21 protein-coding genes and 1 pseudogene are annotated in these 23,908 nt (G+C 64.4%); 13 read left to right on the top strand and 9 right to left on the bottom strand.

The annotated features are described in order from the left end of the window. The first annotated feature begins 189 nt into the window (after positions 1 to 189). Complete coding sequence (locus ACVOLZ_RS04290) at positions 190 to 2,328, top strand: glycosyl hydrolase family 18 protein (protein WP_481515190.1); 2,139 nt, start codon at positions 190 to 192, stop codon at positions 2,326 to 2,328. 80 nt (positions 2,329 to 2,408) lie between these two features. On the opposite strand, the gene ACVOLZ_RS04285 is transcribed toward ACVOLZ_RS04290, so the two are convergent. After that, positions 2,409 to 3,185 (bottom strand): DsbC family protein, encoded by a 777-nt coding sequence (locus ACVOLZ_RS04285; protein ID WP_481515189.1) that lies wholly within the window; start codon positions 3,183 to 3,185, stop codon positions 2,409 to 2,411. A gap of 245 nt (positions 3,186 to 3,430) precedes the next feature. Further along, positions 3,431 to 4,408: a site-specific tyrosine recombinase XerD gene (gene xerD, locus ACVOLZ_RS04280; protein ID WP_481515188.1), complete on the bottom strand. Its 978-nt coding sequence runs from the start codon at positions 4,406 to 4,408 to the stop codon at positions 3,431 to 3,433. 71 nt (positions 4,409 to 4,479) lie between these two features. Here xerD and ACVOLZ_RS04275 point away from each other — a divergent pair, with 71 nt between their 5' ends. Next, positions 4,480 to 4,941 carry an RDD family protein gene (locus tag ACVOLZ_RS04275; protein WP_481515187.1) on the top strand — a complete coding sequence of 154 codons (462 nt, stop codon included), beginning with the start codon at positions 4,480 to 4,482 and terminating at the stop codon, positions 4,939 to 4,941. 71 nt (positions 4,942 to 5,012) lie between these two features. On the opposite strand, the gene lptG is transcribed toward ACVOLZ_RS04275, so the two are convergent. Both lptG and lptF read right to left on the bottom strand, forming a co-directional pair. After that, entirely contained in the window at positions 5,013 to 6,119 is a 1,107-nt protein-coding gene (gene lptG / locus ACVOLZ_RS04270) for an LPS export ABC transporter permease LptG (RefSeq protein ID WP_481515186.1), read from the bottom strand. Further along, positions 6,116 to 7,201, bottom strand: a complete 1,086-nt coding sequence (gene lptF / locus ACVOLZ_RS04265) for an LPS export ABC transporter permease LptF (protein ID WP_481515185.1) — start codon at positions 7,199 to 7,201, stop codon at positions 6,116 to 6,118. The genes lptG and lptF overlap by 4 nt, the downstream gene beginning before the upstream one ends. A gap of 105 nt (positions 7,202 to 7,306) precedes the next feature. On the opposite strand from lptF, the gene ACVOLZ_RS04260 reads away from it, so the two are divergent. The 4 genes from ACVOLZ_RS04260 (at position 7,307) to ACVOLZ_RS04245 (ending at position 13,583) form a co-directional block, all read left to right on the top strand. Beyond that, positions 7,307 to 8,794, top strand: coding sequence for a leucyl aminopeptidase (locus ACVOLZ_RS04260; protein ID WP_481515184.1), 1,488 nt, complete (start codon positions 7,307 to 7,309; stop codon positions 8,792 to 8,794). A gap of 117 nt (positions 8,795 to 8,911) precedes the next feature. After that, positions 8,912 to 9,334: a DNA polymerase III subunit chi gene (locus ACVOLZ_RS04255; protein ID WP_293706579.1), complete on the top strand. Its 423-nt coding sequence runs from the start codon at positions 8,912 to 8,914 to the stop codon at positions 9,332 to 9,334. Between the two features lie 210 nt (positions 9,335 to 9,544). After that, on the top strand, positions 9,545 to 12,370 hold the full coding sequence (locus ACVOLZ_RS04250) for a valine--tRNA ligase (RefSeq protein ID WP_481515183.1): 2,826 nt from the start codon (positions 9,545 to 9,547) through the stop codon (positions 12,368 to 12,370). A gap of 388 nt (positions 12,371 to 12,758) precedes the next feature. Beyond that, entirely contained in the window at positions 12,759 to 13,583 is an 825-nt protein-coding gene (locus ACVOLZ_RS04245) for an EamA family transporter (RefSeq protein WP_481515182.1), read from the top strand. A 12-nt stretch (positions 13,584 to 13,595) separates the two neighbouring features. On the opposite strand, the gene rimI is transcribed toward ACVOLZ_RS04245, so the two are convergent. The 3 genes from rimI to pssA are packed head-to-tail and all read right to left on the bottom strand — an operon-like array spanning position 13,596 to position 15,336. Continuing rightward, positions 13,596 to 14,081: a ribosomal protein S18-alanine N-acetyltransferase gene (gene rimI, locus ACVOLZ_RS04240; RefSeq protein WP_481515181.1), complete on the bottom strand. Its 486-nt coding sequence runs from the start codon at positions 14,079 to 14,081 to the stop codon at positions 13,596 to 13,598. Continuing rightward, a complete protein-coding gene (locus ACVOLZ_RS04235; RefSeq protein ID WP_481515234.1) occupies positions 14,078 to 14,500 on the bottom strand; it encodes an alanine acetyltransferase in 423 nt (140 codons plus the stop codon). The genes rimI and ACVOLZ_RS04235 overlap by 4 nt, the downstream gene beginning before the upstream one ends. Before the next feature lie 56 nt (positions 14,501 to 14,556). Continuing rightward, entirely contained in the window at positions 14,557 to 15,336 is a 780-nt protein-coding gene (pssA, locus tag ACVOLZ_RS04230; RefSeq protein WP_481515233.1) for a CDP-diacylglycerol--serine O-phosphatidyltransferase, read from the bottom strand. Between the two features lie 82 nt (positions 15,337 to 15,418). Between pssA and ACVOLZ_RS04225 the strand changes: the two genes are divergently transcribed. The 3 genes and pseudogenes from ACVOLZ_RS04225 to ACVOLZ_RS04215 form a co-directional block, all read left to right on the top strand. After that, positions 15,419 to 15,808 (top strand): DUF4124 domain-containing protein, encoded by a 390-nt coding sequence (locus ACVOLZ_RS04225; protein ID WP_481515180.1) that lies wholly within the window; start codon positions 15,419 to 15,421, stop codon positions 15,806 to 15,808. 258 nt (positions 15,809 to 16,066) lie between these two features. Next, positions 16,067 to 17,761, top strand: a complete 1,695-nt coding sequence (locus tag ACVOLZ_RS04220) for a proline--tRNA ligase (protein ID WP_481507991.1) — start codon at positions 16,067 to 16,069, stop codon at positions 17,759 to 17,761. Between the two features lie 162 nt (positions 17,762 to 17,923). Further along, a pseudogene (locus ACVOLZ_RS04215) lies at positions 17,924 to 18,301 on the top strand (H-NS histone family protein); the annotation flags it as partial. 79 nt (positions 18,302 to 18,380) lie between these two features. Here ACVOLZ_RS04215 and ACVOLZ_RS04210 read toward each other — a convergent pair. Further along, the gene (locus ACVOLZ_RS04210) at positions 18,381 to 19,652 is read right to left on the bottom strand and encodes a threonine/serine exporter family protein (protein WP_481515179.1); all 1,272 of its coding nucleotides are present in this window, start codon (positions 19,650 to 19,652) and stop codon (positions 18,381 to 18,383) included. Between the two features lie 83 nt (positions 19,653 to 19,735). Between ACVOLZ_RS04210 and ACVOLZ_RS04205 the strand changes: the two genes are divergently transcribed. The 4 genes from ACVOLZ_RS04205 to ACVOLZ_RS04190 are packed head-to-tail and all read left to right on the top strand — an operon-like array spanning position 19,736 to position 23,234. Then, positions 19,736 to 20,848, top strand: a complete 1,113-nt coding sequence (locus ACVOLZ_RS04205) for an ABC transporter permease (protein ID WP_481515178.1) — start codon at positions 19,736 to 19,738, stop codon at positions 20,846 to 20,848. 4 nt (positions 20,849 to 20,852) lie between these two features. Continuing rightward, positions 20,853 to 21,662 carry an ABC transporter ATP-binding protein gene (locus ACVOLZ_RS04200; RefSeq protein WP_481515177.1) on the top strand — a complete coding sequence of 270 codons (810 nt, stop codon included), beginning with the start codon at positions 20,853 to 20,855 and terminating at the stop codon, positions 21,660 to 21,662. Between the two features lies 1 nt (position 21,663). Continuing rightward, positions 21,664 to 22,590 carry an MlaD family protein gene (locus tag ACVOLZ_RS04195; RefSeq protein WP_481507995.1) on the top strand — a complete coding sequence of 309 codons (927 nt, stop codon included), beginning with the start codon at positions 21,664 to 21,666 and terminating at the stop codon, positions 22,588 to 22,590. Continuing rightward, positions 22,587 to 23,234, top strand: a complete 648-nt coding sequence (locus ACVOLZ_RS04190; protein ID WP_481515176.1) for an ABC-type transport auxiliary lipoprotein family protein — start codon at positions 22,587 to 22,589, stop codon at positions 23,232 to 23,234. The genes ACVOLZ_RS04195 and ACVOLZ_RS04190 overlap by 4 nt, the downstream gene beginning before the upstream one ends. On the opposite strand, the gene ACVOLZ_RS04185 is transcribed toward ACVOLZ_RS04190, so the two are convergent. Further along, complete coding sequence (locus tag ACVOLZ_RS04185; RefSeq protein ID WP_481515175.1) at positions 23,188 to 23,793, bottom strand: alpha-ketoglutarate-dependent dioxygenase AlkB family protein; 606 nt, start codon at positions 23,791 to 23,793, stop codon at positions 23,188 to 23,190. The genes ACVOLZ_RS04190 and ACVOLZ_RS04185 overlap by 47 nt on opposite strands. Positions 23,794 to 23,908 lie beyond the last annotated feature (115 nt).

Here is a 23,908-nt window from a genome sequence, read left to right as displayed (position 1 = left end):
AAACCGCGCCACTTATTTTGACAACGTTATCCTCAATCGGTCGGCACCAGCGTGCCGGTTCAGCGGCCCAGATCCGGGCCCAGCAAGCATTCCCGCCGTCCCAAGGCCGGGCGCAAGCGCGCCCGCCTTGCCGGAGGCGTGCCCCGAAAACACCGCACAAGCACCGCCCAACCGCAGAGGAGACCCGCCATGACGGACCATCCCACAGGCCCTGTAAGGCCCCGACACACCCGCCAGCACCGCCGCAGCGCGCAACTGGGCGGCACACTAGCCCTGGCATTCGCGTCAGCCAGCGTCCTACCCGCTGCCCAGGCGGCCAACTGCGCAGGGATAAAGCCCTGGCTGGGAACCACCATCTACCAGCCCGGCGACCCTCTGCAAAAGGACGGCATGCTGTACCAGGCACGCCAGACCATCTGGAACGCACCACCGGACCATCCCGCTGGCCGCCGCTACTACGACAACCTGGGCCGCTGCGATGACGGCGCACCGACCGCCAACCAGCCGCCGCAGGTCCGCCTGACCTCACCCAGCGCGGGCAGCACGTTCAGCGCCGGCAGCACCATCACCTTCAATGCTGCTGCGACCGACAGCGACGGCAGCATCCGCAAGGTCGAGTTCTTCCGCAACGGCCACTCCGTGGGCAGCGTCAGCAGCCCCCCTTACAGCCTCGCCTGGCATAACGCCGCCGCCGGCAACCATCTGCTCAGCGCGATCGCCACCGATGGCCGCAATGCCAGCACCACCTCGGCCACGGTCAGCGTGACTGTCATCGCGCCGGACAAGGACAGCAGCGCACCCTCGATCCCGGACGGGCTCAGCGTGCAGGCGCGCACTCCCACCAGCATTGCGTTGCGCTGGAACGCCGCCAGCGACAATCCCGGCGGCAGCGGCATCGCCGCCCATGACCTGTACCGCGACGGCATGCAGATCGCCTCGATTGCGAGCACCCCGCATACCGACACCGCGCTGACCCCAGCTACCAGCTATCGCTATGCCGTACGCTCCCGCGACAAGGCAGGCAACGCCTCGGCACTCAGCCCAATCCTCAGCGCCAGCACCCTCGCCGAGGACAGCGGCGGCGACCCTGAAGAACCGGGCACTCCGAGCAACGGCAGCAAGCGGGTGATCGGCTACTTCACCCAATGGGGCATTTATGACCGCAATTACCGGGTCAAGAACATCGACAGCAGCGGTTCGGCGGCGCGCCTGACCCATATCAACTACGCCTTCGGCAACGTCCGCAACAACCGCTGCGAGGTCGGCATCACCCAGGCCGCCGATCCGGCCAGCGGCGCTGGCGGCGATGCCTATGCCGATTACACCCGCAGCTTTGGCGCCAGCGAAAGCGTCAGCGGTGTCGCCGACCAGTGGAACCAGCCGCTGCGCGGCAACTGGAACCAGCTCAAGCAGCTCAAGGCCAAGCACCCACAGCTCAAGACGCTGATCTCGCTCGGTGGTTGGACTTGGTCACGCGGTTTCTCCAGTGCCGCACGCCCGGAGAACCGCCAGGCCTTTGTCGCCTCCTGCATTGATGCCTACATCAAGGGCAATCTGCCGTTTACCGATCATGCCGGCGGCAAAGGTGTAGCTGCAGGCGTGTTCGATGGCGTCGACATCGATTGGGAGTACCCGGCCGCCTGTGGCCTGGACTGCGGCACACCGGCGGATCGCGACAACTTCACCGCCTTGCTGGCCGAGTTCCGCCGCCAGCTGGATGCGATGCGCCCTGGGCTGCTGCTGACCGTGGCGGTGGGAGCCGGCATCGACAAGATCCGTCCAACCGATCCTGCCGCCTATCACCGCCATCTGGATTTCATCAATGTGATGACTTACGACTTCCATGGCGCCTGGGCCGGCACCACCAACCACCACACCGCCCTGTTCCACTCCCCGGCAGATCCTTCAACCGGTGACGCCGCGCTGTACAACAGCAACGATGCCATCGAGGCCTATCTGCAACGCGGCGTACCTGCCGCCAAGTTGAACCTGGGCGTCGGCTTCTATGGGCGTGGCTGGACCAAGGTGGCGCGTACCAACAATGGTCTGTACCAGAACGGGCGACCAGCACCTGGCAAATACGAGGCCGGCATCGAGGATTGGAAGATGCTCAAGAACCTCGGCTGGCCGGTGTACACCGACCCCCTCGCGCAGGCCACCTGGCTGTATGACGGCAACACCTTCTGGAGCGTGGACACACCGGAGATGCTTGGCCGCAAAATGGCCTACGTCAAAGCCCAGGGGTTGGGCGGTGCGTTCTTCTGGGAATTCAGCGGTGACGATGCTCAGGGCACGCTGGTCAACAGCGTCAGCAACGGGCTGAAGTGAGTAACTAACCGCCAAAACGACAACGCCCCTCGCGTCACCGGGAGGGGCGTTGTCTGTTCAAGCCTTGCCGCGTATCGCTATCAGCGACCGCCGCCTTCCATGCGATCCAGCGTGGCCTTCAGCTGTGCCGGCGGCAGGTAGCCACCAAGCTGAGTGCCGTCAGCGGCAAAAATCGCCGGGGTACCGTTGATGCCCAGCTGCTGGCCCAGGTTGTACTGCATGGCCACCGGGTTGGTGCAGTTCCTGGACGGCACCGGCTGGCCGGACTTGGCAGCGGTCAGCGCGGCCTTGCGGTCACTGGCACACCAGACCGAGATCATGTCGGTGGCGTCCTTGCTGGCCAGGCCCATGCGCGGGAACGCCAGGTACTCGACGGCGATGCCGTTGCGATTCAGCTCGGCGATGTCCTGGTGCAGCTTGCGGCAGTAGCCGCACTCGATATCCGTGAACACGCTGATCGTGTGCTTTGCATTCGGCGGGGCAAACACAATGCGGTCGGCATGCGGCAGCGATGACAGCAGGTTGCGGCGGTAAGTCAGCAGGCCGGTGCTCGTGGCCTGGGCCTTTTTCTCGATGTCGTACGGCGTGCCCTGCAGCAGATAGCGACCGTCATCGGTCACGTACAGCACCTGCCCGGACACCAGCACCTCACGGAAACCTGCAAACGGTGCCGCGCCGATATATTCCGGTTTGAGGTTGGGATCAAGCTGCTTGAGGGCATCGCGCACCTGCTTCTCGACTGCGGCATCGGCCGGCGAGGCAACGGCACTGGCAGCTGCTTTGGGTGCTGCGGGCTGTTGTGCGCAGGCGGTAAGGCTGAGCGCGCCAAACAGCGCGGCAATGGCAAATCGGAACATGGCGACCCATCGATAGAGAACAGCGGGATTCTCGCACACCCGCCGTGCAGGGGCGGCGCTGGCTTGTAGGAGCGGCGGCGGCCGCGAAGCCAGGAATGCCTGAACGCAGATACCAACTGCAATCTCATGGCCCACCTGCTTCGCGGCTGATGCCACTCCCGCAGGCTTTTGGCGGCGCATGTCAGCTCTCTATCTGACAATCCAGCGGCTTCGCGGCTTACGCCGCTCCTACAAAGCTGGGCGCATCACCCGCGCGGATGGTGCTTACGGTGCAATTTCTGCAGGTGTTCACGGGCTACCAGGGTGTAGATCTGGGTGGTGGACAACGAGCTGTGACCAAGCAGCATCTGCAGCGCGCGCAGGTCGGCGCCGTGGTTGAGCAGATGGGTGGCAAAGCTGTGCCGCAAGCCGTGCGGACTGATCTTGCCCGGGTCGATACCGGCCATCGCCGCGCTGGCTTTTACCAGTGCCCAGAATTGCTGCCGGCTCAACGGGGTACGGTCGATGTCGACAAACAATGGCACCTGCCCCGCCAACGTAGCCGCAACCGGCTTGCCTCCCGTGAGCTGTGGCCTTGCCGTGGCCAGATAGCGCTCCAGCCAGTACTGCGATTCCTCGCCCAACGGCACCAGCCGCTCCTTGCTGCCCTTGCCGGTCACCCGCAGCACACCCTGGCGCAGGTTGACCGCATTGGCCGGCAGGTTGACCAGCTCACTGACGCGCAGGCCAGCGGCGTACATCAGCTCCAGCATCGCACGGTCGCGCAGGCCGACCGGGCTTTCAGTGTCTGGCGCTGCCAACAGCGCCTCGATCTGGCTTTCGGCCAAAGCCTTGGGCAGCGAACGCGGCAGCTTGGGCGACTCCAGCAGCGCGGCAGGATCCTCACTCCGTTCGCCACGCTTGAGTGCCTGCGCGAAGAAAGCGCGCAACACCGACAGCAGACGCGCATTGCTGCGCGCGGTCCAGCCGTGGCGGGTGCGCCAGGCCAAGTAATCAAACAGGCCCGCTCGATCAATCCCAGCCAGGCCGTCGTTGGCGCCATCGCGCCAGCGCGACAAGCCTTCCAGATCGCGCCGATAACTCTCCAGCGAAGCCCGGGCCAAGCCGTTCTCAGCCCAGATCGCATCCAGAAAACGCTGAATCAAACGGTCATCAGCATCGCGCAACGGCGGCAATTGCTGCACCAGTTGGCGGCGTTCGGCGGGGGTCAGGGACGCGGACATTGGCGCAAGGATAAGCCCTGCATCCAACACTGCCCATGCACGCGCGCCAGCACAGACCGTATGCTCAGCCCATGAGCACACCCGCCCTTGCCGAATCGCCCCGCCCCTCCGCGTTGCTGCTGCGCCGCCTGGCCGCGCTGTTCTACGACCTGTGGCCGGTGTTGGCGCTGTGGATGCTGGTCTCGACGCTGTTCACCGTCGGCTACGCGCTGGCCGGGCATGCCAGCCGCGACAACATCCACCCGTTCAGTGCCCTGCAATGGCTGTTATGGCTGAGCTGCTGGCTGATTGCCGGGCTCTACGCCACCGAGAGCTGGAAGCGCGGCGGGCAGACCCTGGGCATGCGCCCGTGGCGGCTACGCTTGCAGACTACTGACGGGCAAGCCCCCAGCCGGGCCCTGCTGTGGAAGCGCTATGCGTTGGCGACGCTATCGCTGCTGCTGGGCGGATTTGGCTTCATATGGGCGCTGTTCGACCGCGAGCGCCTGACCCTGCACGACCGCCTGAGCGGCACAAGGCTGACGAAACTGTAGTGCCGAGCCATGCTCGGCAAGACGCGTTACCGGGAAAGCCTCAGCCGAGCATGGCTCGGCTCTACCCTGCACTACCCTACCCGTCGTCGTGACAACCAGCCGGAAATGGCCAGCATCAACAGCGGCGGCAAGGCATAGGCGATGCGGTAATCAAACTTCAGCGCGCCAGCCATGCGCCCGAAGAACATCTGCAGCAGCAGGAAGCCCAACGCGAACAGCATGCCCAGGAACAAGCGCTTGCCCATGCCACCGCTGCGCAGCGAACCAAACGCAAACGGCACCGCGGCCAGGCACAGCGCCAACACATTCAAGGGGTAGAACCAGCGGCCCCAGTAGGTGTCTTCGTACTCCCGCGCGTCCAGGCCATTGCGCTTGCGGTAATCGATGCTGGTCTTGAGTTCGCCAACGCCGAGGTTGCGCGGCTTGGCCAGGCCGGAAGCCAGCGCTGAGGCATCCAACTGCGAGGCCCACTTTTCGCTGGACAGCTCCTGACGGGTGACCGAACGCTCGCCGAAGGTGTCGCGGCGCACGCTTTCCAACACCCAGCCCTGGCTGTCGTGACGTGCGGTTTTGGCATAGGTCAGGCTCAGCAAGCGCCCGTCTTCGTTCAGCTGATACAGGCGCACGTCATGCAGCAGCAAGGTCGACTGACCGTCGGCGCTGAGCTGCTCTTCGCCGGTCAACGCGTTGAGGAAGGTATCGCCTTCACGCGCCCACAGGCCCGAATAGCGGGCCGTGGCCATATCGGTATTGAAGCGGGCACTGGCCTTCAAGGCATCGGCGCGGCCCTGCGCCCAGGGCGAGAGGGTTTCGCCATTGACCACCATCAACGCGGTCAGCAGTGACAGCGCAATCGCCACCGACACCGCAATCCGCCGCCGCGACAGGCCGATCGCGCGCAGCGCGGTCAGCTCGGAAGTTGCTGCCAGCTGGCCCAGACCCATCAGCGCGCCAATCACCGCAGCCATCGGAAAGATGGTGTAGGCGCGGCGCGGCAAGGTGTATGCCACCCATGCCAAGGCATGACCGAAGCTGTAGTGGCCCTGGCCGATTTTCCCGGCCTCGCCGGACAAGGCCATGATCGCGTCCAGACCGAGTAGCACCATCCACACCACCAGCACCGTGAGCAACACGGTGCGGCCTACGTAAACGTCATGAATCCGCGGCAGCAACCTCATGCCTTTGCCCCCACACGGCGACGACTCAAGTGCCCATCACGGAAGTACAACCACAGCGCCAGCAGCAGCAACGGCAGGGTCAACCACCACATACCGGCGTCCACCGGCAGCTTGCCCGCAGCCAGCCACTGGCGGCCGAGAATGCTCAGGCACACGCCTACGGTATAGGCAAGGAACGCGACCATGATGCGGCCGTAACGCTGCTGGCGCGGCGCACTGCGGGCCAGCGGCAAGGTCAGCAGGGCGAATGCCAGGGCAAGCAAGGGCGGGGTGATGCGCCAATGCAGCTGGGCCTTGGCCTCGGGCCGGTCATCGCCGAGCAACTTGCTGGTGGTCAGCATCTCCGGATCATTCTCGTCGCGCACTTCCTCGCGGTCCGGCAAGGCCACTTCGTTGCGCGCATAGCGCATCAGCCGGTAATCCAGGGTTCCGCTCTCCGGGCCTTCGATCCGATAACCGTCCTCCAGGCGCAGGTAGCGCTGACGCTCGCCTTCAAAGAACATCGCGCCGCTGTTTGCCGATACCACGTCGATACGCCCATCCTTCTGACGCTGCATGAATACCTTGCCCATCTTGGTGCCGTCGCCCGTCAATGAAGACAGGTAGACAATGCCGCCACCGGCCAGCGGGGTGAACTGGCCCGGTTCCAGTCCGGCCACGACCATGCTGCGACTGGCTTCCTGCAACATCCGCTCGGCGTTGCGGTCGGCCCAGGGGCCAAGCCACAGCGAGCAGGCCGCGACCAGCGCCACCACCGGCACCGTCAGCAACAGGATCGGCTTGAGCAGGCGCTTGGGACCAACACCAACACCGGTCAGCACCGCCATTTCTGAATCCCGGTACAGCCGCGCGATCGACAGGGCCAGCCCCAGCATCAGCGCCAGGGGCAGGATGATAGGCAGGTAGACGATGAACTGCAGGCCCAGCTGGGACAGCATCAGGCCGGCCGGGATGCGGCCATCGGCAATGCGGCCGAGGATGTCGACCAGCACACCACCCATGCTGACTACCAGAAGTACGGTCAAAGTCGCCAGAAAGCTCTGGAGGAAGTCACTCAGAAGGTAGCGGTCAAGCTTCGCCATAGGGTCGGTGGTTTAAACTCTCGGTTTAGTCCGCAGAACGCACGGCCTCCATGGCCTTGCGTATACAGCCTGCGATTGTACGGATTTGGCAACGGAATCTGATCAATGTCTCTGGAATTCACCCTGAACCACGCCGCCCCGGTCTCCGCCGAGGTGGATTGCGTCATTGTTGGCGCCTTCTCTGACAAGTCGCTGAGCCCGGCCGCACAGGCCCTGGACGCGGCTTCCGGTGGCCGTCTGGCTGCCCTGATCGAGCGCGGCGATGTTGGCGGCAAGACCGGCAACACCACCCTGCTGCACGATCTGGCCGGCGTCAGCGCCGCCCGCGTGCTGGTGGTTGGCCTCGGCGACCCTGCCAAGTTCGGCGTGGTGCAGTACCTGAAGGCCGCCGGCGACGCCGCCCGCGCCCTGAAGGCCGGCAACACCCGCAGCGCGCTGTTCACCCTGAACGAACTGGAAGTCGGCGGCCGCGATGCTGCCTGGAACGTCCGTCAGGCAGTGATCACCGCCAACCATGCCAGCTACCGCTACACCGCCACCCTGGGCAAGAAGAAGCCGGAAGCACCGGGCCTGGAGTCGCTGGCCATCGCCAGCAACGACGAAGCCGCGCTGCTGCAGGGCCAGGCCATTGCCGCCGGTGTGGAATACGCCCGCGAGCTGGGCAACCTGCCGCCGAACTACTGCACCCCGGCCTACCTGGCCGAATCCTCGGTCAAGTTCGCTGCCGAGCACGACGGTGCCGAAGCCGAGATCCTGGACGAAGCACAGATGGAAGCGCTGGGCATGGGCTCGCTGCTGGCCGTGGCCCGTGGCTCGGCCAACCGGCCCAAGCTGGTGGTGCTGAAGTGGAGCAATGGCGGTGACGCCAAGCCCTACGTACTGGTCGGCAAGGGCATCACCTTCGACACCGGCGGCGTCAACCTGAAGACCCAGGGTGGCATCGAGGAAATGAAGTACGACATGTGCGGTGGCGCCAACGTCATCGGCACCTTCGTCGCCACGGTCAAGGCCAAGCTGCCGTTGAACCTGGTGGTGGTCGTCCCGGCGGTGGAAAACGCCATCGACGGCAACGCCTACCGTCCGTCCGACGTGATCACCTCGATGTCGGGCAAGACCATCGAAGTGGGCAACACTGACGCCGAAGGCCGCCTGATCCTGTGCGATGCACTGACCTATGCGCAGCGCTTCGAGCCGGCCGCGCTGATCGACGTTGCGACGCTGACCGGCGCCTGCATGGTGGCCCTGGGCCACCAGACCGCCGGCCTGATGAGCAAGCATGACGATCTGGCCAACGAACTGACCGCCGCTGGCGAGAACGTGTTCGACCGGGCCTGGCGCCTGCCGTTGTGGGACGAGTACCAGGGCATGCTGGATTCCAGCTTCGCCGACGTCTACAACATCGGCGGCCGCTGGGCCGGCGCCATCACCGCTGGCTGCTTCCTGTCACGCTTCACCGAAGGCCAGCGCTGGGCGCACCTCGACATCGCCGGCGTGGCCAGCGATGAAGGCAAGCGCGGCATGGCCACCGGTCGCCCGGTCGGCCTGCTGACCCAGTGGCTGCTGGATCGCGTTGCCGGCACCGCCGGGAATTGAGAAAAGGGAATCGGGAGTGGGCAGAAGCCAAGCTCCTGATACCTTGCCGGCGCGCAGACATGTGGTCGCGCGCCGCTGTTCCCTTTCCCCGTTCCCCACTCCCGATTCCCAAAGACTATGCGTGCCGACTTCTACCTGATTGCCAAGCCGCGCTTTCTCACCGAGCCACTGAAGCTGGTGTGCGAACTCGCGCGCAAGGCCAACGATGGCGGCCTGTACACGCTGGTACTGGCCCGTGACCAGGCCCAGGCCGAGGAGTTGGACGAGTTGCTGTGGTCGTTCGACCCGGACGCCTACATCCCGCACCAGATCATCGGTGAGGACGTGGACGAGGAAGAGGCCATCGTGCTGATCGCCACGCCGGGCGCCGAAGCACCCGAGCGCCCGCTGGTGATCAACCTGCGCGACGAGCCCTACCTCGGTGCGTGCGATCGCGTGCTGGAAGTGGTGCCGGCCGACCCAGCCGCACGTGAACCGCTGCGTGAGCGCTGGCGCCAGTACAAGGCCGCTAACTACACGCTCAACAAATACGACATGTGAGTGAAGCCGGGAATAGGGAGTGGAGAATCGAGAATGGAAAACCGCCTCCCTCCGATCTTTCCCAGAGTCCGTTCAACAGGTTCAACATGCTGCACCATGAAGTGCGACATGCTGCACCTACCGGGAACATGGAGCCGGGAATGGGGAAACGACTCCCCACGCTGCCGTCCCTGACCCATTCCCTATTCCCCAGTCTCTATTCGCCATCTTATGAATCAACTCGCCTCCAGCTACGACCCGAAAACCTTTGAAACCGCGCTCTATGAGTCGTGGGAGAAAGCCGGCCTGTTCAAGCCGTCCGGCAAGGGCGAGCCCTACACCATCCTGCTGCCGCCGCCGAACGTCACCGGCACCCTGCACATGGGCCACGCCTTCCAGCAGACGCTGATGGATGCGCTGATCCGTTACCACCGCATGCGTGGCTACGACACGCTGTGGCAGGTGGGTACCGACCACGCCGGCATCGCCACCGAAATGGTGGTCAGCCGCAACCTGGCGCTGGAAGGCAAGGGCGAAACCCGCGACTCGCTGGGCCGCGATGGCTTCATCGACAAGGTGTGGGAGTGGAAGGCACATTCGGGCAACGTGATCGAAGGTCAGATGCGCCGCCTCGGCACCTCGGCTGACTGGTCGCGCAGCACCTTCACCATGGACGCTGGCCCGAGCGAGGCGGTGATCGAGTCCTTCCTCCGTTGGCACGAGCAGGGCCTGATCTACCGTGGCCAGCGCCTGGTCAACTGGGACCCGGTGCTGAAGACCGCCATTTCCGATCTGGAAGTGGAGAGCGTGGAAGAAGACGGCTTCATGTGGTCGATCGCCTATGCGCTCAACGACGGTGCCAGCTATGAGCACGTCGAAGTGGACGCCGACGGCGTCGAAACCCTGCGCGAGACCCGCAATTATCTGGTCGTCGCCACTACCCGTCCGGAAACCCTGCTGGGCGATACCGCGGTGATGGTGCATCCGGAAGACAGCCGTTACGCGCACCTGATCGGCAAGAGCGTGACCCTGCCGCTGACCGGCCGCAGCGTGCCGGTGATCGGCGACGATTACGTCGACAAGGCGTTCGGCACTGGCGTGGTCAAGGTGACCCCGGCGCACGACTTCAACGATTACCAGGTCGGCGTGCGTCACAGCCTACCGATGATCAACCTGTTCACCACCACAGCCACGCTCAACGAAAACGCCCCGGTGCAATACCGCGGGCTGGACCGTTACGCGGCACGCAAGGTGATCCTGGCCGAACTGGAAGACCTCGGCATTCTGGTCGAAACCAAGGCGCACAAGCTGCAGGTGCCGCGCGGCGACCGTACTGGCCAGGTGATCGAGCCCTATCTGACCGACCAGTGGTTCGTGAAGATGGACGGGCTGGCCAAGCGCGGCCTGGAACTGGTCGAGAACGGCAGCATCAAGTTCGTGCCGGGCAACTGGATCAACACCTATCGCCATTGGATGGAGAACATCCAGGATTGGTGCATCAGCCGCCAGCTGTGGTGGGGCCACCGCATTCCGGCGTGGTTCGACGAGGCAGGCAACTGCTACGTCGGCCGCAACGAAGCCGAAGCCCGCGCCAAGGCCAGACTGGCTGACGACGTGCTGCTGACCCAGGACAGCGACGTGCTGGAGACCTGGTTCTCCTCGCAGCTGTGGCCGTTCTCCACCCTGGGCTGGCCGAATGAAGCGGCGATGGCCGAGCGCGGCTTCGACCGCTACCTGCCGTCGAACGTGCTGATCACCGGCTTCGACATCATTTTCTTCTGGGTTGCCCGCATGATCATGGCCACTGACAGCTTCACCGGCCAGATCCCGTTCAAGGACGTCTACATCACCGGCCTGATCCGCGATGGTCAGGGCCAGAAGATGTCCAAGTCCAAGGGCAATGTGCTGGATCCGCTGGACATCATCGACGGCATCAGCATCGACGACCTGGTTGCCAAGCGCACCCATGGCTTGATGCAGCCGAAGATGGCCGAGAAGATCGAGAAGGCCACGCGCAAGGAATTCCCGGACGGCATCATCGCCCACGGTGCCGATGCGCTGCGCTTCACCATCGCCGCGCTGGCCACCCACGGCCGCGACATCAAGTTCGACATGAGCCGCGCCGAGGGCTACAAGAACTTCTGCAACAAGTTGTGGAACGCCAGCCGCTTCACCCTGATGAACACCGAGGGTGCGAGCTTCACCGGCGTACCGCAGCCGCGCACCGATGCCGAGCGCTGGATTCTGGCGCGCTTGGCCAAGGTCTCGGCCGAAGCACAGCAGCATTACGCCGACTACCGCTTCGACCTGTTGTCGCAGGCGCTGTACGAGTTCGTCTGGAACGAGTTCTGCGATTGGTTCCTGGAACTGACCAAGCCTGCACTCAACGGCGACAACGCCGAGGATGCGGCCAGCACCCGTCATACCCTGCTGTACGTGCTGGAAGCGGTGCTGCGCCTGCTGCACCCGCTGATCCCGTTCGTCACCGAGCAGCTATGGCAGCAGGTGGCGCCGCGTCTTGGCATCAACGCCGAGTCGCTGTCGCTGCGTACCTACCCGACCGCGGAAGAGTTTGCCGGCGATTACGCGCAGGCCGAAGTCGACGTGGAATGGTTCAAGACCATGGTCAGCGCCCTGCGCCGCGTGCGCAGCGAATTGAACGTGCCGCCGTCCAAACAGGTGCGTCTGCTGCTGCAGGGCGGGCAGGCTGCCGACCGCAGCCGCCTCGACCGTTTCGCCTCGCAGCTGCGCTTCCTGCTCAAGCTGGAGAGCATTGATTGGTTGGCCGCTGATGCGGTGACGCCGCCGGCTGCGGCCGCCATCGTTGGCGAACTGAAGCTGCTGGTGCCGCTGGAAGGCCTGGTTGATCTGGATGCCGAGCGTGCGCGTCTGGACAAGGAAATCGCCCGCGTTTCTTCGGAGAAGGACAAGAGCGAGGTCAAGCTGTCCAAGTTCACCGACAAGGTACCGGCAGCGGTGGTCGAGCAGGAGCGTGTGCGTCTGCTTGACTGGAACAGCCAGCTGGCCGGCCTGCAGGAACAGCGCGCGAAGCTGTAAGGCTTGCTGGTTGCTGTTGTGGAAAACGCCGCCTTTGGGCGGCGTTTTCTTTTGTGCGTTGACCATCGAAGGGCAAGGAGCGAAGAGCCCCCTCATCCGCCCTACCGGGCACCTTCTCCCGCACGCGGGAGAAGAGAGTGCAATGCGCCATGCACGTCTACGGGTTGACTGAGTTGCTCGGGCTCAAGCGCGCAGTGCCGATCGCTCAGGGAGCCTGCGGGCCGAACAAATCTGTGCAATCCAATCCCTTCTCCCGCCTGCGGGAGAAGGTGCCCAGAGGGCGGATGAGGGGGCTTTTTGGCTTCTTGCTTTTGAGTTTTGACTTTGCCTCCCCGCAGCCCCCCCCAATCCCAGCTACCCTCCCCAAGCACCCCAACGACAGAACCCAATGTCCCTCGGCATCTTCTGCGCCGTCCTGTTCGCCGCCCTGCTCCACGCCAGCTGGAATGCCATCGTCAAACTCGGCGGCGACAAGCTGCTGACCACGATCCTGGTCACCGGCTGGGCGGCGATCCTGTCCGCCATCGCCCTGCCCTGGCTGCCAGCCCCTGCCGCAGCCAGCCTGCCCTGGCTCGCAGCATCAGCCATCCTGCAAACCGGTTACTACGTATTGGTCGCACGCGCCTATCACAGCGCCGACATGAGCCTGTCCTACCCGTTGATGCGTGGTTGCGCGCCCTTGCTGGTTGCCATCGCCGGCACCTGGCTGTTCAACGAGCACCTGTCTGCCAGCGCCTGGAGCGGTATCGCGCTGATCAGCACCGGCATCCTGTGCATGGCCGGCAGCAGCACCGTCCGCAACATCCGCCTGCCGCTAGGCATCGCCATGGTCATCGCCACTTACACCTTGGTCGACGCACAGGGCGCGCGCCTGTCCGGCAATGCATTGAGCTACACGCTGTGGCTGTTCCTGCTGTCTGGCTTGCCGTTGCCAATCTGGGCGTTGTTCGCCCGCCGCCAGCAGCTGGGCAGTTATCTGCGTGGCAACTGGCAGCGCGGACTGGTCGGCGGTATCGGCACCACGGCGTCCTATGCAATCGCACTGTGGGCGATGACCATTGCGCCCGTCGCGGTGATCGCCGCGCTGCGCGAGACCTCGATCCTGTTCGCGCTGCTGATTTCAGCGCTGCTATTGAAAGAGCACATCAGCCGCAAGCGTCTGCTCGCGGCGGTGCTGATCATCGCCGGTGTAGTGCTGTTGCGACTGACGTAGCCTGAGCAAAGCTCAGAGCGGCGGCATCACGCTGATGTCGTCGTCCACCAGTTCCATCGCCATCACCAGCGCATCTTCGCGTCCGTTTGGCGTCGGGTAATAGCGCGGGCGGCGGCCAATCTCGTTGAAGCCTTCGCTGTGGTACAGCGCGATGGCCGAGGTATTGGACGGCCGTACTTCCAGGAATACCCGCAACGCGCCACGCTGCCGTGCAACCCGCACCAACTCGCGCAGCAAACGCCGGCCGTGACCACGCGACTGACACAGCGGGTCAACACAGACATTGAGTACGTGCGCTTCATCAACGGCGATGCTGAGCACGGCGTAGCCGACAATACCGTCATCCTGCACCAGCACCCGGCAGGGATAGTCAGCACGCAGGCAATCCTGGAAGATGCCGCGCGTCCACGGGAACGGATAGGCGCGCAGCTCCACTTCCATCACCGCATCCAGGTCCCCCTCGTGCATGGGACGCAGGACCGACCCCAGCGCGGTCATTGCCGTGCTTTCCGCCGCAAGCTGCGCAGCTGTGGCCACAGGGCACGCTTGGCGGCCGGATCGGCACGCAGCTGGGCCAAGGGCCAGCTGTCCATCAGCGCCCGCGTTTCCGGCTCATTGGGATTGCAGCCAGAAGCACGCAACAAGGCGATCTGCAGGCGGTCGGGCATCCCCAAGCCGCCGCTGCGACGAACACCACCCGGTGTAGCTGCAGCAAATACCGGCGCAGGTGCGGTGCTCGGTGCCTGCGGTGCCTTTGCGGCCATTTCACGCGGCGGGGCAACAGCAACCGACTTGGTCACCGCAGGTTGCGGCTGCGCTGCCAACTCCACCGCTACCGTAGCGGTGTCAAAGGCTGGCGCAGCCACGGCAGGCGGCGCATCCAGCGCGCCGCCTTCAAGATAAACGGTGTAGCCCATCGCCTGCAGCCATGCCTGCTGCTCAGCGGTCCACACCGGTTCGGGCGAGAAGCCGATCACTGCACCTTGCCGGCCGGCTGCCGCCAGCGTTGCAGCGCCCACATCACCGGGCCGGACAGCGCATAGATCACGCCAACCGCCAACAAGGTGCGCGCTGGGTCCAGCACCACGATCGAGATGATGATCGGCACCAGCGCCAGCACCACGAACGGCACGCGCTCAGAACGCGGGCCCTTCTCGCTGCCACCCTTGAAGCTCCAGAAACGGACCCGGCTGACCATCAGCAGACCAGACACGATGGTGACACCCAAGGCCACATAGCGCAGCTCCTCGCCACTCCAGGCCGAGTCGCCATCGGCGAAGGCCCAGACGAAGGACATCATCAAACCGGCCGCAGCCGGACTGGCCAGGCCTACAAACCAGCGCTTGTCGACCGTGCCCACCTGGGTATTGAAGCGGGCCAGACGCAGCGCTGCGCAGGCCGCATACAGGAAGGCCGCCGACCAGCCGACCCGGCCCAGCACGTCGCCGTCAAACTTCAGTGAGGACAGCGCCCAGTGGTACATCACCAGCGCCGGCGCCATGCCGAAGCTGACCAGATCGGCCAGGGAGTCGTATTGCACGCCGAATTCGCTGGTAGTGCCGGTCAAACGCGCAACCCGGCCGTCCAGCCCGTCCATCACCGCCGCAACGAATACGGCGACGCTGGCGTGGACGAACTGCCCGTTGGAGGCGGCAATGATCGCGTAGAACCCGGCAAACAGGCCGGCGGTGGTAAACAGGTTCGGGAGCAGGTAGATGCTGCGCGAACGCGGTGGTGGTCTCAGTTCGTCCATACCGACCAGTTTAATCGACTTGCCAGCCACGTCACCGGGTGCTGCAATCGCTTCCTGCCCTGTTCCGGTGCCTGGAGTTGTCATGTTCACCCTGCCACGCCTCTGCTGCCTGCTCCTGCTCAGCACCGCTGCCACCGCCAGCGCCGCCAATCTGTACAAGTGGAAGGACGCCAATGGCGTCACCCAGTACTCCGAGCGGCCGCCGGCCGGCAAGCAGTACGAGACCCGCCGCATCACCGCCAGCGGCGCATCTGTCGCCGAGCCAGTGGCTGCGGCCGAAGCCGGCGAATCCGAACAGTGCCTGGGGGCGCGCAAAAATCTGGATTTACTGAACGGCAGTGGCCCGGTCACTCATGGCGTTGGTGCCGATGGCAAGCCAGGCGCTCCGCTGGATGACGCCCAGCGCGCGGCGCAGAAGCAGCTGGCCGAGGCGGTAGCTGCGGTCTATTGCAAGTCTGCCCCCAACAAATAAGCCTTCAGAGCTGCTGGGTTGTGCGGTTGTGGGAGCGGCGTAAGCCGCGAAGCTCATGGCCCCGCGATTGCCAGCGTTGTCCAGCAACCAGAGTTTCCCGGTTTCCAAGGCGTTGGCCGGGCGCTGGGAAGGCCCCTGCCGAGCATGGCCGGGAACTACAGCTGGCGCACGCAGATCGCCCTAGCTCGATTGCGCCGGTGCGAGTGGGCTGCAAGGCTGGCAAAATAGGGGATCGTCCGTTTTGCGAAGCCCCCTGCCATGCGTCTTTCCCGCTTCCACCTGCATACCACCAAGGAAACCCCTGCCGACGCCGAGCTGGTCAGCCACCGGCTGATGCTGCGCGCGGGCATGATCCGCAAGCTGGCATCGGGCCTGTACACCTGGTCGCCGCTGGGCCTGCGGGTGCTGCGCAAGGTGGAAACCATCGTCCGCGAGGAAATGAACCGCGCCGGTGCGGTGGAACTGCAGCTGCCGACCATCCAGCCCAAGGAACTGTGGGAAGAAACCGGTCGCTGGCAGAAATTCGGCGGCCAGCTGCTGAAAATCAAGGACCGCAAGGAGCAGGAATACTGCTACAGCCCCACCGCCGAGGAAGCCATTACCGACTTCGCGCGCCAGGAGCTGTCCAGCTACAAGCAGCTGCCGGTCAACTTCTACCAGGTGCAGACCAAGTTCCGTGACGAAATCCGTCCGCGCTTCGGGGTGATGCGCGCGCGCGAGTTTCTGATGAAGGATGCGTATTCCTTCCATCTGGACGACGCCAGCCTGGTCGCCGAATACGAGAACATGAAGGCCGCCTACACCCGCATCTTCACCCGTCTGGGGCTGGAGTTCCGCGCAGTGCAGGCCGATTCCGGCGCGATCGGCGGTGACGCTTCGCAGGAATTCCACGTGATCGCCGATTCCGGCGAAGATGCCCTGGTGTTCTCCACCGGCTCGGACTACGCCGCCAATGTGGAAGCGGCGATTGCCGCTGATCCGGCAGCGCGCGCCGCCGCCAGCGAAGAACTGCGCAAGATCGACACTCCTACCCAGAAGACCTGCGAAGAAGTGGCCGCGCTGATGGGTATCGCCCTGCTGCGCACGGTCAAATCGATCGCGGTTATGACCACCGAAAATGAATTCGTGCTGGCCCTGGTTCGTGGCGACCACGAAGTCAACGAGATCAAACTGGCCAAGGTGGCTGGCCTCAATGATTACCGTATGGCCAGCGAAGCCGAGATTGCCGATTATCTGGGCAGCGAGCCGGGTTTCCTCGGCCCCTTGAACCCGCGCAAAGCGATCCGCGTGGTCGCTGACCGCGAAGTGGCGGCAATGGCTGACTTTGTGGTCGGTGCCAATGAGAAAGGTCTGCATATTGCCGGCGTCAACTGGGGCCGCGACCTGGCCGAGCCGGAAGTCGCAGATATTCGCAACGTCGTCGCCGGTGACCGTGCGCAGGACGGCGGCGAACTGAAGATTACCCGTGGTATTGAAGTCGGCCACGTATTCCAGCTGGGCCGCCAATATGCGCAGGCGCTGAAAGCCACCGTGCTGGATCAGAACGGCAAGGCCGCGGTGATGGCGATGGGCTGCTACGGCATTGGCGTGTCGCGCATCGTCGCCGCTGCCATCGAACAGAACCACGACGACGCCGGCATTATCTGGCCGGTCAGCATGGCACCGTGGCAAGCCGTGGTATGCATGATCAACCCGAAGCAGGACCCGACGGTGACCGCAGCCGCCGAAGCGCTGCTGGCCGAACTGCAGGCCGCCGGCGTTGATGCCGCGCTGGATGACCGCGGCCTACGCCCGGGCCAGATGTTTGCCGACATGGAACTGATCGGCATTCCGCACCGCATCGTGGTATCCGAGCGTGGCCTGGCTGCGGGCACCGTTGAATACCGCGCACGCAGCGCCAGCGAAGCGGAGAATCTGGACCAGGCCACGGTGATCAGCAAGATCATCGGTTGACGTTGATTGCTTATAACGCCGGGACATCGTCCCGGCGTTTTCATTTGCAGATAACATCGAAAACGCTATTAATCTGTCATTACCGCGACCAGCCCGGTATGCTTTGCTGCGCTGCCACGGAATGGCATACACCCCCAACCCATTATCCGGAGTAGTTACTCGATGAGTATTGATCTGTCCCAGCTGTCGGCCAAAGAACTGGCCGTTCTGATCCGCGATGCACAGAAGCGCAAGACCGTTGTCGCCAAGCGCCAGCCCATCGCCAAGGCCCGCGCCCTGGTTGCCGCCGCGGCCAAGAAAGCTGGCTATACCGTCGAAGAGTTGTTCGGCACCGGCGCTGCGGTTGCAGTGAAAGCCCCGCGTGGCGCCAAGGCCAGCAAGGGCGCTGCCAAGACCGGCCGCAAGCTGCCGAAGGTTGAGCCGAAGTACCGCAACCCGGCCAATGCAGCTGAAACCTGGACCGGCCGTGGCAAGCAGCCGCGCTGGCTGGCCGAATACACCAAGGCCGGCCGCAAGGTTGAAGATTTCCTGATCCAGAAGTAATTAATCTGGAATATGGATTACAAAACGCCGGCAATTTGCCGGCGTTTTCTTACTGTATTTTTGGCAACCACAGCAGTTACAGATTCTTGCGCGCCGGCACCAGCAGATTGCCGAACAAAAGACCTGCCACCAGCGCCATCACCACATTGACCACGGTCAGCAGCGCCGATTCGCCAGCGCTGACATTCTGCTGCTGGATCAGGCTCAATACCCCGCGCAGGCTGGTGCTGCCGGGCACCAGCATAATGATGCCGGGCAAGCGGATGATCGCGCCTGGGCGCTGCACGATGCGTCCAAACAGATTGCCCGCGGCAGTCACCGCCATCGCAGCGAGAAAGATGCCGGCCGGTGCGCCCCACAGCTGGCCGCCATAGCGGGAAATCGCGTAACCTGCCACCGAGGCGGCCATTACCCAGAGGTAATCGCGCCTGCTGGCCCGAAACAGCATGGCAAAGGCGAATGAGGCGACCAACACCGAGCCCCACTCCACCCAGTTGGACTGCGGCCGCGAGGCACGGATGATCGGTTCCAGGCCGATCGAATTGGCGATGGTCACCGCGATCATCGCGCCCACCGTGAGTTTCATGATGGTGGTCAGCGCGCCGGCGAAACGCGCCGTGCCCGATACCCAATGCCCGCTGGCCAGTTCATTGACCGAGTTGGTCAGCGCCATGCCGGGCAACAGCACCACCAGCGAGGCAATGATGGTGGAATTCATGTTCAGCGGCCCAATGAAACTGGCCACCAACACCGCCACAAAACCTGCCAGCAACGCCGCCAGCGCTTCGCCGGCTTCGCGGGTGGCGACGCGGCGGTCGGTATAGAACAGCATCAGACCGATCAGCAGACCGGTAATGCCGGCGGTGGCAATATCCAGCCACGGCAGCCGCCACAGACCGGCCACGCCGGCCGAGCCCAGGGTGAACGAGGCCAGCAACTGGATCTTGCTGCGCAGGCCGCCGTCCTTGTCGAGCTGGCGCAGCGCGGTATGCCCCTGCGCGATCGACATCTGCCCGGCAGACACGGCATCGGCGATCTGATCGGCCATGGCCAATTTGTGCAGATTGGTATCGCCTGGCCCCAAGCGGATCACCCGGGTGATGTCGCTGGAACCGATGGCGCGGGTCGGGTCGCTGAAACTCAGGATCAAACCGGTCGGGTTCGACCACGGCTCGCAATCCAGATCGAGCTGCTGCGCCAAGGCCACCACCGCCGCCTCCAATCGCTGGGCGGTTGTGCCATAACTGTGCAGACGCCCAGCCATCTCCGAAACGAAGGCCACACGTTGCGCGTAGGTAGCGCGATTGGAAGCAGTGGCCGGGGCGGCGGCAATGGTTTCGGCAGACATGGCCGCTAGTATCACCTGAAGCGGAGGAAATACTCATCCGGCTTGAAGGGCTGGCGGGTTATTCTCCGTAGCCAATGGTCACCATGAAAGACATTCCCCCACCCCACTGCGTACTTCCCCCCGATGCGGATGGCCTGCTCAGGCTTTCCGGCAACTGGACATTGGCCACCGCGCTGCACTCGAGCGAGGTACTGCATGCCCAGACCGGAGCGGTAACCGGCATCGATGCGCGCAATATCGACCGGCTGGATTCGGCCGGGGTACTGCTGTTGCTGCGCTACGCACACAAGTTGGGGCTGCCGGATGATGCGCTGCAGTTCCGTACCGACCATCAGGCACTGGTCTGCACCATCGAGGAAGTCGCCGATGAACGGCCCAAGCCGCAACGCGATTTCGGCGTGGCAGCGGCCCTGGATCGACTGGGTCGCTCGGTACATGCGATTGCCGACAACGTGGTGGTGCTGGTCAACTTCCTCGGCGAGAACCTGGCCAAGATGGCGCGGCTGCTACGCCAACCACGGCGCTTCCGGCTCACTGCTGCGGTCAACCAGATGGAAGAAGTCGGCCTGAACGCGGTGCCGCTGGTGGCCTTACTGTCCTACCTGGTGGGCGCGGTGATCGCCTTCCTCGGCTCCACCATCCTGCGCGACTTCGGCGCCGAGATTTACGTGGTGGAGTTGGTCTCGATTGCGTTCCTGCGCGAGTTCGCCGTGCTGCTTACCGCCATCGTGCTGGCCGGCCGTACCGCCAGCGCGTTTACCGCGCAGATCGGCGCGATGAAGGCACGCGAGGAGATCGACGCCATCCAGACCCTGGGCTTGGATCCGATCGATCTGCTGGTACTGCCCCGGGTGGTGGCGCTGCTGATCATGTTGCCGCTGCTGACCTTCGTGGCGATGATCGCCGGCTTGGCTGGCGGCGTTACCGTGGGCGCCTTCGATCTGGGCATCCCGCCACAGATGTATCTGGCGCGCATGCACGACACCATCGAGGTGCGGCACATGCTGGTTGGGCTGTCCAAGGCACCGGTGTTCGCACTGATCATCGCCCTGATCGGCTGCCTGGAAGGCTTGAAGGTGGAAGGCACGGCACAGTCGGTTGGCGAACGCACAACATCCAGCGTGGTGCAGACGATTTCGCTGGTCATCATCCTCGACGCGCTGGCCGCGTTGTGGTTCATGCACATGGGCTGGTGAGGCGATGCGCACGATGGAAGACGCCAACACCGACGACACCAACCTGGCCATCCGCGTACGCGGCTTGGTCAATCGCTTTGGCAGCCAGACCGTGCACGACGGCCTGGATCTGGACGTGCGGCGGGGCGAGATCCTCGGCGTGGTCGGCGGCTCGGGCACCGGCAAATCGGTGTTGATGCGCTCCATCCTGGGCCTGCGCACGCCCGATGCCGGGCAGATTGAAGTGCTGGGCGTGGATGCGCGCTCGAACAACCCTGCCGACCGCCTGCGCATCGAGCGCAATACCGGCGTGCTGTTCCAGGACGGCGCGCTGTTCTCCTCGCTGACGGTTGGCGAGAACGTGCAGGTGCCATTGAAGGAACATCACCCCGAGCTCAGCGAGCGCTGGCACTACGAGCTGGCCTTGTTGAAAGTGAAGCTGGCCGGGCTGCCCGCCGACGCCATCAACAAACTGCCCTCGCAGCTCTCCGGCGGCATGCGTAAACGTGCCGGGCTGGCCCGTGCGCTGGCCTTGGACCCGCCCTTGCTGTTCCTGGACGAACCCACCGCCGGCCTCGACCCGATTGGTGCGGCCGCGTTCGACCGCCTGATCAAAACCCTGCAGGAAGCCCTGGGCCTGACCGTCTTCTTGATCACCCACGATCTGGACACGCTCTACGCCATCTGTGACCGCGTCGCGGTGCTGGCTGACAACAAGGTCATCGCCAACGCACCCTTGCCTGACATCGAACAACTCGACCATCCGTGGATACGCGAGTACTTCCACGGCCCCCGCGCCCGCGCCGCGCGCGGCCTCCAGCACGAGCCCGCCTGATATGGAAACCAAAGCCAACTACGTCCTGATTGGTGCCTTCACCCTGCTTATCGGCGTTGCCCTGCTCGCCTTCGGGCTATGGGCGGCCAAATACTCCTCCGACCGCACCTGGCAGGAATACCAGGTGGTGTTCACCGAAGCGGTGACCGGCTTGTCGGTCGGCAGCCCGGTGCAATACAACGGCATCGCGGTGGGCTCGATCACCCAGCTGACCCTGGCCCCGGACGACCCGCGCAAAGTGGTAGCCAAGTTGCGGCTCAACTCCACCACCCCGGTCAAGACCGATACCCGCGCCAAGCTGGCCATCACCAGCCTGACCGGGCCGTCGATCATCCAGCTCAGTGGCGGCACCCCGCAGGCCGCCGCCCTCACTGCAGTGAGCAAGGAGCCGGTACCGACCATCGCGACCATGCCGTCGGCCTTGCAGAACATCACCGACGTGGCCAACCGCGTGGTCGAGCGCATGGACGAACTGCTCAGCGACGACAACGTCAGCAAGATCACCGCCACTCTGGCCCATCTGGAAACCATCAGCGGCGGCTTGGCCGACCGTGACCAAGGCACCCAGGCCTTGCTGGTGGAAGCCCGCGATGCGGCACGCAACCTCAACGTCACCTTGGGTTCGGCCAACGGCGCCATCAAGAATCTGGACGAAAACGTGCTGCGGGAACTGCCGGCGACGATGGACAAGCTCGATACCAGCCTGGCCAAGCTCGACTCGGCCGCCGGCAATGCCGACGCCATCCTTGGCGAGAACCGTGCAGCCATCAACAGCTTCGCCAACGACGGGCTGGCTCAGCTCGGCCCGACCCTGACCGAACTGCGTGGCCTGATCCGCGACCTGCGCCGGGTCAGCGATCGGCTGGAGAACAACCCGGCGCGCTACCTGCTTGGTCGCGACGCCCCGAAGGAGTTCGAACCCAAATGAAGCGCTTCCCCCTGATCAAGCTGTTCGCCCCGGCCTGCCTGCTGGCCTTGGCCGGCTGTTCTGCACTGGCTGGCGGCGATCGCCAATCCACCACCATCTATGCGCCGCAGGTGCGGGTTCAGGCCGATCCGGCATGGCCACAGGTCAGCTGGCAACTGGCCATCGCCAAACCCAGCGCCGCGCGCATGGTCGACAGCCCGCGCATCAGCGTGCGGCCGACGCCTGGCGAGCTGGAGGTCTACCGTGGCGCTACCTGGGCGCAACCGGCCACCGACATCCTGGAAGACACTTTGCTGCGTGGTTTCGAGGATTCGGGAAAGATCGATGCGGTTGCGCGCATCGCCACCGGCATCCGCTCGGACTACAAGCTGACTACCGACCTGCGCCGCTTCGAATCGGACTACCGTGGCGGTGAACTGCCTGCGGCCACCATCGAACTCAACGCCAAGCTGATCCACAGCCTGGATCAACGCGTGGTTGCCGCGCGCACCTTCATCGTCGCCGAACCGGCCGCCAGCGCCGAGATCAGCAGCGTCGCCGCCGCCTTCGAAACCGCGCTGAACAAGACCACCACCGATCTGATCGGCTGGACCCTGCTCAGCGGCCAACGCGACGCGGCACAGCTGCGATCTGGCGGAAAGTAAGATTGATGCGCTCGCCCGACACCCGCGCGGTCTTGGGCAGCGCATGCTGATAGTCGCGCTGGCAATGCCCGCGCATCAGCAGCAGGTCGCCGTGACCGAGCAGGAACTCGAACTTCTGCGCAGGATCATCGCGACGCCGCAGTAGAAAGCGCCGCGGTGCCCCAAGACTCAGCGAGGCGATCAACGGCGTCGGCCCCAATTCAGGCTCGTCATCGCTATGCCAACCCATGCTGTCGCGGCCATCGCGGTAACGGTTGAGCAGCACGCTGTTGAAGCTGCCAGCACAGGCCTGCTGCAGTTGTTCGCGCAATTCCAGCAGTGCCGGCGCCCACGGGTGCGGAAGGAAATCCGCGCCCGAATAGCGGTAATGCGCATCGGCATCGCCCATCCAGCAACTCAGCCGTGGGGAGTCCAGCCAGCGCCCGAACATGCGGATACGGTGCACCTGCCACGACGCATCACCGATCAGCGCCTGCAACAAGCGATCCGCATCAGCAGCAACCAGCCAGCCGGGGTGAAAGCGGACAACCACGTCGGGCAGGTCTCGTGGGCAGGCCATCAAAGCACACTATCATGGTGGCGCCGCGCCGATGCCCCGGCGCGGCCCGAATCCCGAAAATACATATTCGCCATACCTGCTAGATGGACGCTCAATGCCCACAAGGCTACCCGCT

The organism is Stenotrophomonas sp. STEN020 (assembly GCF_056760195.1).
The sequence above is the reverse complement of the archived record's forward strand: the minus strand, read 5'-3'. Positions and strand labels throughout refer to the sequence as shown.